The sequence below is a fragment of the Paenibacillus sp. FSL R5-0519 genome (assembly GCF_037974275.1).
Classification (GTDB): domain Bacteria; phylum Bacillota; class Bacilli; order Paenibacillales; family Paenibacillaceae; genus Paenibacillus.
In genome coordinates this window covers 2,806,501-2,821,143 of sequence record NZ_CP150234.1, presented here as the reverse complement: position 1 = coordinate 2,821,143, position 14,643 = coordinate 2,806,501, and the positions used below count along the sequence as shown (strand labels likewise).

The 14,643-nt window shown below is 49.0% G+C and carries 11 protein-coding genes; 1 reads left to right on the top strand and 10 read right to left on the bottom strand.

Annotation, left to right across the window (positions count from 1 at the left end; translation table 11 throughout):
- Nucleotides 1-57 precede the first annotated feature (57 nt).
- A complete protein-coding gene (locus MKY73_RS12995; protein ID WP_339307908.1) occupies nt 58-567 on the bottom strand; it encodes a GNAT family N-acetyltransferase in 510 nt (169 codons plus the stop codon).
- 130 nt (nt 568-697) lie between these two features.
- Here MKY73_RS12995 and MKY73_RS12990 point away from each other — a divergent pair, with 130 nt between their 5' ends.
- Nucleotides 698-1,342, top strand: coding sequence for a YitT family protein (locus MKY73_RS12990; RefSeq protein ID WP_339308572.1), 645 nt, complete (start codon nt 698-700; stop codon nt 1,340-1,342).
- Nucleotides 1,343-1,421: 79 nt separating this feature from the next.
- Here the strand turns inward: MKY73_RS12990 and MKY73_RS12985 are convergent, their stop codons facing one another.
- The 9 genes from MKY73_RS12985 to MKY73_RS12945 all read right to left on the bottom strand — a co-directional run bounded on the left by MKY73_RS12985 (nt 1,422) and on the right by MKY73_RS12945 (nt 14,640).
- Entirely contained in the window at nt 1,422-4,001 is a 2,580-nt protein-coding gene (locus MKY73_RS12985; protein WP_339307907.1) for a glycosyl hydrolase, read from the bottom strand.
- A gap of 354 nt (nt 4,002-4,355) precedes the next feature.
- Nucleotides 4,356-4,874 carry a (2Fe-2S)-binding protein gene (locus MKY73_RS12980; protein ID WP_339307906.1) on the bottom strand — a complete coding sequence of 173 codons (519 nt, stop codon included), beginning with the start codon at nt 4,872-4,874 and terminating at the stop codon, nt 4,356-4,358.
- Nucleotides 4,871-7,321, bottom strand: coding sequence for a molybdopterin cofactor-binding domain-containing protein (locus MKY73_RS12975; RefSeq protein ID WP_339307904.1), 2,451 nt, complete (start codon nt 7,319-7,321; stop codon nt 4,871-4,873). Before MKY73_RS12975 ends, MKY73_RS12980 begins: the two co-directional genes overlap by 4 nt.
- 33 nt (nt 7,322-7,354) lie before the next feature.
- Nucleotides 7,355-8,272, bottom strand: a complete 918-nt coding sequence (locus MKY73_RS12970) for an FAD binding domain-containing protein (protein ID WP_339307903.1) — start codon at nt 8,270-8,272, stop codon at nt 7,355-7,357.
- Nucleotides 8,273-8,541: 269 nt separating this feature from the next.
- Nucleotides 8,542-9,210 carry a nucleotidyltransferase family protein gene (locus MKY73_RS12965; protein ID WP_339307901.1) on the bottom strand — a complete coding sequence of 223 codons (669 nt, stop codon included), beginning with the start codon at nt 9,208-9,210 and terminating at the stop codon, nt 8,542-8,544.
- Entirely contained in the window at nt 9,176-10,384 is a 1,209-nt protein-coding gene (locus MKY73_RS12960; RefSeq protein ID WP_339307900.1) for an XdhC family protein, read from the bottom strand. The genes MKY73_RS12965 and MKY73_RS12960 overlap by 35 nt, the downstream gene beginning before the upstream one ends.
- Before the next feature lie 42 nt (nt 10,385-10,426).
- Nucleotides 10,427-11,749: a 5'-deoxyadenosine deaminase gene (locus tag MKY73_RS12955; protein ID WP_062834805.1), complete on the bottom strand. Its 1,323-nt coding sequence runs from the start codon at nt 11,747-11,749 to the stop codon at nt 10,427-10,429.
- A gap of 60 nt (nt 11,750-11,809) precedes the next feature.
- Entirely contained in the window at nt 11,810-13,405 is a 1,596-nt protein-coding gene (gene ggt, locus MKY73_RS12950) for a gamma-glutamyltransferase (protein ID WP_339307899.1), read from the bottom strand.
- Nucleotides 13,399-14,640, bottom strand: coding sequence for an alanine--glyoxylate aminotransferase family protein (locus MKY73_RS12945; protein ID WP_339307898.1), 1,242 nt, complete (start codon nt 14,638-14,640; stop codon nt 13,399-13,401). The genes ggt and MKY73_RS12945 overlap by 7 nt, the downstream gene beginning before the upstream one ends.
- Between the last annotated feature and the right edge of the window lie 3 nt (nt 14,641-14,643).

Below are 14,643 nucleotides of genomic sequence, written 5' to 3'. Positions count from 1 at the left end.
TCTGCTTAACAGCATTTTTTCCCCCAAGCTTATCCCCTCATTAAACCAGTTACAGGATCATTTGGTCATTATAAAGTCAATCTGCTCCTCATCTCCCATGTAAAAAGCATGAGATCCAGTCTGTACAAACCCCATCTTTTCATAAAATGCGATGGCATTTTCATTTTTCTCCCACACGCCTAACCAAATATTCGTTTTGTGATGTTCTGTTGCCAACTCAATGGCTTTGTGAAGCAATACTTTACCAAGGCCATGTTTTTGGAACTCTTTTCTGATATATACCCGCTCAATCTCAAGGGATTCCACGCCCATCTTCTCAGATTGCGCATCATTGATATTTACTTTCATGTACCCTGCAAGTTCATGGTTGACATAAATAAAAAGAAATTGCGAATCCGCCATGGACAGTTCCGTTTCTAATTGCTCCCGATTAAACGCCTTTTCCAGATAAGCTTTCATGTTTTCGGGTGAATTTTGCGCTTTGAACGTTTCATTAAACGTCTCATAACTAATCTCCTGCAGTTCACTTACATGTTCAATGGTACATCTCTCTGTACGAATCATCATCTATATTCACATTCCTTTAACAAATTAATCATGAATCATTTGTTGCAAATGCAATTAAAAAGGATTACATTGAATTTATCTTATTTTTGTTGCATTTGCAACATAATATTAAAAAAGAGGTTGAATGAATTTGAAATATGTGCTTTTTGTCGCAGGTATTCTAATCCTAACGCTTGGCATTTCCCTTACCATCCAATCTGAACTGGGCACCTCACCGTTTGATGCACTTCTGGTGGGGCTTTCCCAACATGTAGGGCTAAGTGTAGGAAGCTGGGAGGTCATCATTGCACTCTTATTAATCGGATGCAATTCCCTTCTAAAGCTGCAAAAACCCGAGTATCTGGGGCTCGTCACCGCATTCATTACTGGTGTGGGGATTGATCTATGGCTTTATGTATCTGAATCTTTAGTCACGCCCGAAGTCTGGTACAGCAAACTCATGACTTTTGTCATTGGATTAGCGATCATAAGTATCGGCACGGCCATCTATTTACAGACTAATTTCGCACCCATTCCGATTGACCGCCTAACATTAATCCTGCATGAACTCACTCGAACTCCCTTATTTGTATCGAGAACATTGATTTACTTAGTATTTTTGATATTGGCATTCCTGGTCGGTGGGCCGATCGGGCTTGGAACGTTGTTAACCGTATGTTTTGCAGGTCTACTTCTTCAGTTCATCATGGCCTACACGAAAAGGATAATAGATCGCCTATTAACAGACATGGATATATCGTCACGTACTGAGCGTGAAAAAGAACATTCCGTCTAATGGTTGTACACCGTCTACATCATAAAAGGCTGGATCAGAGGTTAACCCCCTGATCCAGCCCATAAACCGTGCTTCTACCTTACGGCTCAATTCCCCACACAAGCTGACCGTTCACATACCCGGTAACCTTATCATGGTTTGCGAACTGACTATTGGAGGCCTTGAACGAGTAATCGTTCGTCTGAGTGTAATTCAACCAATTGTTTTTGGAAAAGCGTGCTTGAACCTCTGCACTCTGGCCCGCATTCAGTGATCCCGCTGCACTTGTAAAGCCCACTTCAAGATAATGATCCGCCCCGGCAACTGGCGTCGCCAATTTAACGAAATTGCTCGTAACATTCGCACTACCCATACTGGCCCAGTCTGACCAGAACGTCTGAGTTTCTTCCCCGTCAATGGTATAGTAATACCGGAGTTTTACATCACTCAACAGGATGGCCGAATTACCAGAGTTGACCAATTTGAATTTGGGTGATATTCCGTTCGTGGATGCACTTGTATTGCCGTTAAACGCTTGAATCGTCAAATCTCCGGCAGGTACAGTAACTGTACTGTCTACTACGTTCACTGTTAATACAGCGTTATTTCCTCCATTGAAGTGAAAGGTCAATACGTTCTGTCCCAAGGGCAGCGTAGCAAGATAGGTTTTATTCAGAACAAAAGCAGAGCTGGATGCTGTATAATGCTGACCCGCTACAAGTGTGACATTCCCCTTCGTGATGCTTGTGAGTTGACGGCCATTTAAGGTCATAGATACATTAATGTCTTGCGCGGAATTCGTCGCTTTATCAAATGTTGCATTCACAGGAGAGATCGCAGCATTCGTACTCGGTGTTGAATCCACAATTTTGACTTTTAACACAGGGTCCTGCCCTTGATTAAAATCCAGAACAATCGAATGCTCGCCAACTGGCAGGGTCGTCAGATAAGCTTTTTTCAGCAGTAATGTGCTTCCACTCAGGGTATAGTCCGTATTTACGGTCAACACATTGTTTCCTGCCCGGAGAGCAGTTAGCGTATTACCATTTGCATTCACGGTTACGGTTTTATCGCTTTGATTGGGTGCATATTTGTCAAATTCAGCGTTTCCAGGTGTGATGGATGCGCTTGGGTTGGGATTGTTAACCTTTAAATTCGGCAGCTCATCCAACGTAATGACATAATCACTTTGATAGAGCGTTTTCAATGTTGCCGGGTAATTAAATGCAGAACTCATCAGATGCTCGCCATACCAAGGACAGAAGTACAACCATCCTGATTTCTCCTCTGTCAGATTTTTCACGCTTGGAATCGTGTCGTTCTCCGTCATTGCTACCATTTTCGTACCGCCTGTCAACTCAACAAGCTTATAGAAGATCGAGGTGATCGCATCCTCATTGGGCACGCCGGACAAGCCGTCATAACGGTTGTAGATCGTATTATATTTATCGTATCCGACGAGATCCACCTGATCATCGCCTGGATACCAGGCCGGAGAAGTACTATATACATAGCTGTTGTAGGTCCAGATCAGATTGTGCAAGCCATACGTCTCCGTTAGTTCGGTATAGAGCATATCCCACAGCTCTTTGTACACCTCTGCGCCTGCCGAAGCCCACCAGAACCAGGCTCCTTCCCCGTTCAGTCCGCCGTTGCCCTCTGCTTCATGATACGGACGGAATAGAACCGGCACGTTGTTGTCCTGCAAGATCAGCAGTTGTTCAGCCAGATCCTCAATGGTCATCATCACGTATTGATACTCTTTGGTACCGGGAATGACCGCATTCGCTGTATTAAAATTCGTCTCGGTTGGCTTGTAGGTAGCTTCTTTCCAATCAACAAAGTCCCCTAGCTCATACGTATTGAAATTGCGGGGTACATTGATATGCCAGGAAGCTGTTGCAATACCTTCACGGTTATTCACCCAATCAATCATGCGATCGGTTGTACCGTCCTCCCAACCATACAGCGGATTGTAATTCATGAAATCAAAGCCGCGAATAGCCGGATACTTTCCGGTCAGATCATGAATCCATTCGAATTCAAGCTCTGAATCTCCGTCATTCCCTCCCCCGTAGATTTCTTGCTGTCCAGAAATAATATGGTTACCATATACCTCCGTTAAATAGTTCATCAGAATTTGCGTTTCCGGTGTGGCCTCAGGATCACTTAGAATAGGCTGTACATTCAGCGGGTCCAGATCTGCATAATCCACGGTAAACGTATCAAAATACGCGAAGCCCCAACCAGCCTTCAGCTCAATGGTATTGCTACCCTGATTCAGCTTGTGAAAGCCAAAATCGAAGTCTGACCATGTAGTCGTGTAAGGCAGCATGTACGCACCTTTTGTAACCCCATTCACGATTAGATTTTGAGACCTTCCATCCGCACTGAGCTCCTGCATATATCGTGTGGAGATTGCGTACATGCCGGTTTCCGGGACAGTAACAGTGAACGTTAATGTGCCAGAGTTCTGCATCCAGACAAATCCGGCCCCTGAGAATCCGGGCTTGGGTTGTCCATAGATCGAAGTGACCACTTGAAGATCTGGAGTGAGCTGCGCATCTTCGCTTTCGATGGTGAACAGTGGGGTGTCTGCATGAACGGGCGCTGTCATTAATCCAAGCAGCAGGGCCAATGCCAGCATCATTGCGGTTGCCTTTTTGAGCCAATTTTTCATCAATTCCATCTTCCTTCCCAAGTGAAATATGATAGTGAAATGTCAATGAACCCATTCATGATGACGCTTTCATTGTAAACATAGCATGTGCATCAATTTTTGTAAATATATGGTGATTATGATTATACAGACTTCTGTTATACCAACACTTTAAACATTAATTCCTAAAACAATCTGTAACCTAATGATTTACCGAAAACGATTCATTATCTCACCATAATCGGGCCTGAACTTCACCTCCCGTTATGTGATAGAAAACATACAAAAACAAAAAAAAGCATTCAGGGATCGAATGCTTTTTTAAAGAATGTTTCTTCAATTTATCTTGCTTAAGTCTACGTTCTGCGTTCCGTCTCATCGAACAGTCTCCTCAGCAGACGTTTCCTTTATCGCACAGCTTTCCCCTGCCTTGCGTACCGCCCGAATAATGCCACCGTAACCGGTACAACGACATAGATTCCCGCACAATCCCGTTTCAATCTGTTCCTTTGTAGGCTCAGGATGTGCATCCAGCAATGCCTTGGTTGAGATTATCATGCCCGGAGTGCAGTAACCGCACTGGAAGCCACCTTCCTCCACAAAAGCCTCTTGAATCGGATGCAGAGTCCCTTTCTCATCCCCGTGCAGACCTTCAATCGTTGTAATGTCACTGCCATTAAATTGATAAGCCATGACAAGACAGGAGTTCACGGGCTCTCCATCCATCAGAACGATACATGCGCCGCAGCGACCAACTTCGCAGGATACTTTGGTACCCGTCAGTTGCAAATGAGTCCGAAGCACATCGACAAGTCGGGTCGTTTGCGCGATCTCCAGATGTTTCTCTTCGCCATTCACAACGGCTGTCCAGTGACTTTCAAGTGGCTTACTCATGATGGACTCACTCCTTCCTGCAAAGGTACATTTAAAGGTCTGACCAGTTGTTCTCTCGGTACAGGAAGCCGATTAACCCATACGCCTGTCGCCTGGTGAATGGCGGCTGTAATGGCTGGCGCAAGCGCTACGGAACCAATCTCACCAATGCCCCTCGGGCCGAATGAATCCCCCTCAGGCAAGTCTTCAATGGCTTCAACCTCCAGATGGGTATGAATATCCTTAATGGTTGGGATCAGATACGTGTCGAGGTTCGTGGTTACATAGCGGCTGTCCTGCATGACCGCATCCTCCGTCAGCGTGAATCCAAGGGCCATGACACTGCCGCCTTCAATCTGTCCGATATAGCCCATGGGGTTGATTACCGGACCTGCCGCTACGACATGGCGTGTATCCAGCAGCTTGGTCTCTCCGGTTAACGTATTAACTTCCACCTCTGCCGCAACCGCCGCATACGTATATAAATAATGCCCGCCTACCACATTGTCCGGCGTAGTTGGATAATCGAACTTTGTATCGAAAATCCATTCATCGGCTTCGCCCTGCGTCGCGAGTTCAGCATACGAGATCACGAAGCCTGAACGCAATCCTGCTTTCGCAATCGGATCAGATGCACCTTCATGTTCAGCATCTTGATCTGCTACATTCAGCGCTGGAATTTCCTTCTTGTCGCTCTTTCCTATTCTTTGCACATCTGTTTCTACTTCTGCTTCTGCTTCTGATGTTTCGGCAGGAAGCTGGCCTTTGCGCCATACACCACCAAGTCCTGTTACCAGTTCATCCGCCGGAATGCCTGACATCTCAGATGCAACAGCGAGAACACGGGAACGAAATGGAGTCTGCAACCGTTGAAGGGCCATCCAGGCCATTGTCGTTGAACGTGAAGCCGTACTTGAGCCGCTGTGTGGCACACGATCCGTATCTCCAATAATGATACTGAGATCCGATGCACTGCACTGGAATAGATCACACAGCATAATTTCCAGCGTTGCAATGAGTCCCTGACCGAATTCCTCGTAGCTGAATGCCACCTCAATCTTGCCTTCATTATTGAGGGACAAGCGACCGCCCGCAGGGTCTGGAATGCCATAACCCAGCCCTGCACCATGCATGGCAATGGCTGCTCCCACACCGCGTTTGATCCACGGCGGCAGAGTAGGATCTGTCGGGGGATGCTGATGTTTTTGCCACAGTTCGGAGCAATTCAGGGCCTCCCATACTTGGGACAGTCCATCCGTAACCAGTATGCGTTGATTCAGCGGTCCGGGATCATTCTTTTCCCTCATATTACGTCTGCGGAACTCCCAAGGGTCCATGTTCATGATCTCTGCAAGCCGATCCATCTGACCTTCCATGGCAAATATCGCCTGGTTCCCGCCAAATCCGCGAAACTCACCGGACAATCCATTATTCGTATACACAGACACACCTTCCACATCCACATGAGGGATGGCGTAGGGTCCAAGGCAATGCTCGGTACAGAAGTTCAGCACCGGTGCACCCAGTGTGGCATACGCGCCGGTATCTGCTGTAATGCGGACACGATGCGCTTGTATAATACCTTCCTGACTCATACCCGTTTGCATTTCAATCTTCATTGGATGTCGTTTCAACCCTGCACGCACGGATTCTTTACGTGAATTATGCATTTTCACAGGACGTCCGCATCTCAAGGCGAGCAATGCACCATAAGGTTGTACGTTGAGTTCATCTTTTCCGCCAAATGAACCACCAATCGGTGAAGAGACCACCCGGATATCTTCTTCAGGACAGCCAATAATGCGCGCAAGCTGCATCCGGTCTTTATAACCATGTTGCGTTGCCGCGTATACATTCAGCCTTCCCGCTTCATCCGGGACAAACAGGCCACCTTCCGTCTCCATATACGCATGCATCTGGCGAGGCGTATAATACGTCTCCGTCACGATATGATCACACGTGGCAAAAGCTTGCTCGGCATCTCCACGTTTGATCTCCGTCCGATGCAGCACATTACCCGGACCATGCTCATGCAGCTCTGGTGCGCCGGGCGCCAATGCAGCGTCGGTACTATTCAGCGGCGTGAGTTCCTCATACTCTACATGAATCGCATCCAGCGCAAGTGCTGCCCGTTCCGGGGAATCCGCAGCAACGGCTGCAATGGCATCCCCGACATAACGAACAATATCCTCGCAGAACACCGGCTGATCCGGGGTTGCTATGCCAAAACGATTCAGACCAGGCACATCTTTGGAGGTCAGAACCGCATAGACACCTTCCAACACCTCAGCTTCCGAAGTATCTATAGATAATATGCGAGCATGAGGATATTCACTTCGCAATACTCTTCCATGAATCATGTCAGGTAGCGTCATATCCGTCAGATATTGAAGCTGCCCGGTTACTTTGGGTGCCCCATCTGGCCGCAAGTGCCAGCGTTTCCCGCTCTGTTTCCGATTCAACAGCATGATCCCTCTCCCCCTTACCTTGATCCCATTTATCTATTCGAGAAGTGCTTCCCATAGCCCCGCGCCAAGTAGGTTGCCTACGGTCTGTTTACGATAATGTTCCGTTGCAAATGCATCGCCATAAGTAGTAAATTCGTCAGCCACAGTAGCTGCAAGATTAGCCGCTTGCATGACGGAAGCTTCGCTACCCAGAAGCTGTCGTTCCGTCTCCAGAAGTCGCATCGCCATGCCTGAGCCCCCGCCTGCAGCAATCGCAATCTTGGTCCAGCGATGATCCGAATCAATCTCACCGTATAACGCAACCGTCACCAGCGATGCACTGAACGTCTCCCGTCGACCCAGCTTGCGGTAAAAGGAAATTTCTCGTGCAGCAGGTCTGTGTTGCTCATCGTGCACATCGAACATCGATGACGATCTCATCGTAAGATGAATCGAGATCAATACATCCCCTGGATTACGGCTGCCATCCCGTCCGCCCTGAAGCCACGAAGACACACTGCGGATCTCAATTCCTTTGTCAGTCAACCAATGCAGTTCCGCATCATATACAAGCAAAGCAGGCAGCGTATCGCCTACTCCGGATACAATATTCCCGCCAATGGTTGCCACATTTCGAATGGAAGGAGCTGCAATTGCATTCACCGCTTCATGCAGAATCGGCAGTTGATGCAGCAACGTCTGTGTAGCACATTCCTTTAAACGGGTCATTGCACCAATGATGATCTCATCTCCACGATGAGATATACCGCTCATTTCAGGAATACGAGCCAGGCTAATCATGTGTTCAGGTGCTGGAACCAAGCCGCCCTCCCACTGGGTTCGCAGTAACGTTCCACCTGCTGTCAAACAATATATTCCCTTCAATTCACTTCTCAACGTTTGCAGTTCTTGCAGGCTCTCCGGCTGCCATACGGATGGCAATGCTCCAGAACCATATGCCGGTGTTACCATCGCTGCATCCCCTTTCTCTCTCTTCCTTGGGCAGGAAATTCAACCGTCTGATCCAGATAATTCTTCAAATCATATGAGAGTTAAGCAGCAACGTCAATTACCTTTACATCGTTTTGGATAAATGTATAAAACCTGCGTTCTATTTGTGCTTGATGCATGATGATCTATGAAAAGCTAACATGAAGTCTCTTTCGCCAGACGTGAAAAGAAGCCAAAAAGGCCAACCAGACTGCCTGGCTGACCTCATCATGTTATTAATTTATACATGGTCATTTATTTTCTCCTGTTATATAGTCTGCCTGCTCCGATTCATATACATGACTCAAAATGCGTTCCAATTCCAATTCCGTATCCGCATCCCAAAAACTCGTTTCAGCCAGGGGTACATGTACGCCTGAATAGTTGGCGCTGCGCATAATCTTGCGCGCCCCCTCATCTCCATGCAGAGACAACAGAGGTCCGAACATATGGGAGCGAAAAGCAACGGGCGGCTTGCCACCCTCTCCGTCAGTAGCTGCCGCATAGTCACACAGCTTGTGGGTAGCCAGTGCCGTAATCACCCGATTCATATCCTGCGCTTTTAATAGAGGCTGATCACCCAGCAACATGAGAACGCCCTCCGGTTGGTACTCCATGGCCGACAATACACCAGCATGAAGAGAGTTGGCCATGCCGCAAGCATAGTCAGAACAGACTACAATTCGAAGTCGCTTTGTGGGATGATACGCATACGCGACAGAATCAATCCATTTTACAGGCAGCCAAGCCAACGAATCTTCCGGTTTGACCACACAGACCACTTGATCCAGATCCGAATTCAGCGCCGCTTCCAGTGACCATGCAGCCAGTGACCTCCCGTCTGGCATGACAACCGAAAGTTTATCCCGACCAAGGCGACAACTCCTACCTGCTGCCAGAACGATGCCCGTCATTCGCATGTGCAACGCTTCCCTTCTCCACCACCCCAGAGCTCAAGGCAGAAACCTTATGTTTACATGCGATCAATTCCGCTGCAATGCTGATGGCGATCTGTTCGGGACCGTCTGCTCCGATGCTCAAACCAACGGGAGAATGCACATGTTTCAACGGTGGTAAGCCATCCAGCAGGCGGGCTGTTCGTGTTTTGGAACCCATGATGCCCAGATACGCGTACTCACAGTCCACTAACATCTCCAACAGCTCACGTTCGCGGGGAAAATTGTGACTCATCATAATCAGATAATCCCCGTTGTTTACATTTAACAGAGGCATGATCTCAGCTGGGAAACCCAGTACGAGTTCGGTTCCAGGAAACCGTTCCAAGGAGCATAAAGACTCTCGCCAATCGGCTACCACAACACGGAATCCTGCGGATTGGGAGAGCGTGGCAACAGGAATAACATCATTCCCGGCTCCGATGATAATCAGGCGAGGTTTGGGCGTGTACAGTGAAGTGAGTTGCTGCGGGAGATCCCAGGGATTGGTTGAAAACGCATCGCTTGTCGGTATTTCAGGTACAAGCGTAAGGCGAGGTAGTTCGGCATCGAGAGATGGTTGTGTTGATTCCGTATGTTCATGTTTAAGATTCCCACTGCTGTGTTGTACATCAACCTGCAATGAAGTTAGATTATCATTTGCCAGACGATCATGAGGAGGTACCAGCGCAGGTCGCAAGACTGGTTGGTGCCGCTTTTCCGCAGGTTCAATCCGTTTCCAGTCATATTCAACCCTCGTATAATCATCTTGGAACGTTCGGGTTAACGCTACCCAAGTACCGGATTGAAAAGACTCGTGCATCTTCTGCAAAATAAAGCGGAGATCATCACATACGGGTTCAAGCAGCACAACAACGAGTCCGCCGCAGCCAATCGTCTCACCCCAGGACAGATCATCCTCGGGCCGCATGTCATATTCCGCGAATTCCATCTGCTTCGTATCCAGAACATGGCTCACCCGGGCCTGAAGATCACTCTCCAGACATCCCGGGCTGATACTGCCATACATTTCGCCATCCTCGGTCAACAGCATAGAGACTCCCTGCTTACGATAAGCATGACCCTCTACCTTGATCGCAGTGGCGAGTACACAGTGCGTTTCGCGGGCTGCAATTGCACACAGATCATGCATTTCCATCGTCGTCTCCATCCTTTCTGGCATTGCATAAGATTGCTTCAATCAGATGCGCTTCATCAATCTTGCAATGCTTTTATCAGACTCACGCAGAACAATGCCACGATCAATCGTCTGAATCTTGCGATTCTTGAGTACAATGCTGCCATCGATAATAACGGTGTCCACACAGCTACGTGTTGCAGAATAAACCACGCGGGAATAGACATCTGTCTCATAGGAAGGGTACGTGTGGAAATCATCCAGATCCAGCAACAGCATATCTGCCTTTTTGCCCACTTCGAGACTGCCGATTTCCTTCGACAAACCAAGCACCTCTGCACCACCCATGGTAGCCATACGTAATACAGTCCGGGCATCCATCACCGTTGGACCATGAGGAATCTTCTGCATCAGCGCCGTGAGGCGCATCTCCTGAAACATATCCAGATTGTTGTTGCACGCCGCACCATCGGCCCCGATCCCAACCGCGATCTGACGATTCAGCAGATCTGGAATATCCGCTACCCCGGAGGAAAGCTTCATATTCGATCCAGGACAGTGAGTGACTTTGACTCCGCGCTTGCGGATGATCTCTTTCTCTTCCTCACTTAGCCATACACAGTGGGCCAACACCAATCTTGGAGTTGCCAGACCAATATGATCGAGGTACACGATGTTACGCATTCCACGTTCATGTTCTACCAGTTCAATCTCTCCGCGATTTTCGGAGGCATGGGTATGGACTTTGACATGATATTTATTGGACAGGTCGCGGACCTCTACCAGCAATTCTTCGGTACACGATACAACGAAGCGAGGACAGAACGCATATTGAATGCGACCTCCGCCAAACCCGTTCCATTTCTCCAGCAGATCCACACTTTGTTGCAGCGAAGTTGCCGTATTCTCACGCAAAGGTTCCGGAACCTCGTCACCATGATCCATCATCACCTTGCCAGAGATGACCCGGATGCCGCTCTGTGCCATCGCCTGAAAGGCCGAGTCTGTGTGATGTACCGTCTCCATATCCAGAATCGTCGTAGTACCGCTGGAGATTAATTCGCCGAGTCCAAGCATTGCTGAATAATACACAGACTCCTCATCATGCGCTGCTTCCAGCGGCCAGATCCGTTGACGAAGCCAATCCATCAGTTCCAGATCGTCCGCCCGTCCACGGAACAAGGTCTGACACAGATGAATATGCGTCTGGATGAAGCCAGGCAACAGCACTTTGCCGCGAGCATCAATGACCTGATCAGCCTGAACGTCAATGTGAGCTGCAATCTCCTTGATTTTATTATCCTCGATTAACAGATCTCCAATGAACACTTCCTCTTCTGCATTCATCGTCACAAGCTGTGCGCCTTTCAGCAGGATCGTTCCCATGCCAATCTCCCCTATCTGTGTCTGTCTATATAGTAGAACTTATAAGTGCTCACATAGCTGCTACCATCCAATAGCCATCCCGTCGCCCCTGGGGTCTGCCGCGCCGCTAATCATGCCGTCCTCACGAATGACAATGCCTTGCGACTGTCCCATAATACCGTCCCACGGTGCTCTAGCTTCAACGTTATGTCCCCACTTGGCCAGGGTTGCACATACGTCATCGTGATATCGGTTCTCCACACGCATCGTATCACCTTCTTCGCCCCATGTACGTCCATACACCCAACGTGGCAGGCTGATCGCTTCCTGAATATTCAGCCCGTAATCAAGCACGCCGGTAAGCACCGATAATTGGGTCTGCGGCTGGCCTTCTCCTCCCTGTGTACCCACGAGCATATAGGGTTTGCCATCTCGTGTAACAAGGCCCGGCATGAGGGTGTGGAATGAGCGTTTGTTCGGTTCCAGTACGTTGGCATCTCTCGGATCCAAGGAGAAAAAAGATCCCCGGTTCTGCATGATCACCCCTGTACCCCCTGGGACATACGCTGCACCAAAGTCAAAATACAGGCTCTGAATGAAGGAAACGGCGTTGCCTTCGCTATCTACAACCGCTGCATACGCCGTGTCCTGACCTATCGTTTTGGACAAAAACGGCTGTGCCACAGGTGGCGCAGATTGAATCTCATTCCACAATTGGTCTCCATAATCCTTGGATAACAGATGTTCCAGCGGTATGTCCCTGAAATCAGGGTCCGTCAGATACTGGTCACGATCACGAAACGCCTTTTTCACCACTTCCGCCATCAGATGATAGAATTCCGGTGAGGTACGTGCAACCGAGGACAGATCGATATGCTCCAGCATATTTAACATCATTAACATGGAGAAACCCTGCGAGTTGGGCGGCATCTGATGAACTTCATACCCACGGTACCCCGTACTGACCGGCTTCACCCACTCCCCTCGATGACCTGCAAAGTCCGCTGGTGCAAGCATACCTCCATCCTCACGAATAGCCGAAGTCAGCCGATCCGCGAGTTCTCCTGTATAAAAAGCATCTCGCCCTTCCGTCTGAATCAGACGAATGGAGGCAGCAAGATCAGACTGGATCAATAACTCGCCTTCCTGCAAAAGTGTACCCAAGGGCGCAAATACCGCTCGCAGCGGTGTATGCCCCATAATGTAATCTTCATCCCTTTCCATCCACAGGCGGAGATTCCGGGATACAGGGCATCCTTTTTCTGCATACTGCGCAGCAGGTTCAAGCAGTTGCCCCCAGCTTAACTTACCGTACCGGGACCAAACTTCCCACCAGGCATCGACCATTCCCGGAACCGTGATGGCACTAAGCACACCGCGCTGAGGAATCGCACTCATGCCCATCGCTTTGAACGTTTCTGCATGAATGCCTGCTGCTGAGCGGCCGCTTCCGTTATACGCGGTAATCTCACCGCTGGCTCCGTCATGAATCAGGAAGAAGGCATCCCCTCCAAGTCCGGTCATATGCGGATATACCACGCCCAGTGCTGCACTGACCGCAACAGCAGCATCATAAGCATTCCCGCCCTGCTGGAGGATGGAGCTTCCCACTGCACTCGCCAGATAATGAGGAGTAGTAACCATGACCTCTCTGGAGATTGGCATCTGATTTAACATAAGGCGCCCTCCTTCCCTGCATACACATCCAATGCGGCCTGCACTGCTTCACCGGCAGGCAATACGTGTCGATTACGTAATAGAACAGCTTCCAGCGCTCCAAGCACATGAAGTACGTTCTTGCGCTGGCAGCTGAATCCCATTGTACCGATTCGCCAGATTTGTCCTTTTAATGGCCCGAACGAACTGGCAATCTCAATACTGAAGTCGTTCAGCAACATGCTGCGCACCGACTCACCATCAATCCCCTCCGGAATCGTGATACAAGTGACCACCGGAAGCTTACTGGACATATCCCCATACAATTGCAGTCCCATTCCCTGGAGTCCAGCGACCAATGCACGTTCATTCACCAGATGTCTCTGGAACCTGGCTTCCAACCCTTCTTGCAGCAAAATGCGCAAACCTTCGTGAAGACCATAAAGCATGGAAGTAGCTTCTGTATGGTGGTTCAACCGGGCCGAACTCCAGTAATCCTGCAATTGGCTCAGGTCAAAATAATTACTGGCAATGGTGCGGCCTTCTGCCCGCGCACTAGTTGCGTCTCGCAGTCCACGTTCAACAGTTTTCCGGCTCATCAGCTTCTGTTCCACACGACTGTTGTACGTGAGAGGTGCCATCCCTGAAGGAACGGATAGGCATTTCTGCGTTCCGCCCATCACCGCATCCAGACACCAGGCATCCGTCTCCACCGGTGTCCCGCCAATGGTTGCTACAGCATCGACGACGAGTAAAATATCAAGGTCGCGACAGGCTTTACCAATGTCGGCAAGGGGCTGCATCTGACCAGTGGAAGTCTCACCATGAACCATCGCAACCAGACTTGGTTTATGGGCATGGATCGCCTTGATCACCTCTTCCGGATCAAATACCGTTCCCCATTCCGTTTCAAAAAAGACAACCTCTGCACCACAGCGTTCCGAGATTTCAACCAGCAGATGTCCGAATCGTCCATAGATCGGAACGAGAACTTTGTCACCGGGCTGGATCAGACTGACCAACACCGCTTCAATGCCTGAACGGGATGTGCCATCGACCGGATAACACCACTCGTTATCTGTCATGTATAACTCACGCAGCATCGCCATCGTCTCGTTCATCAAGGATGTGAACTCCGGGTCAAACTGCCCCAGGATCGGGAAGGATAATGCTCTGAGTACACGTGGATCAACTTCAACCGGTCCCGGGGTCATAATGGTCCGCAAGGACGGAGATAACTCTTTATAGCTGGACATCTG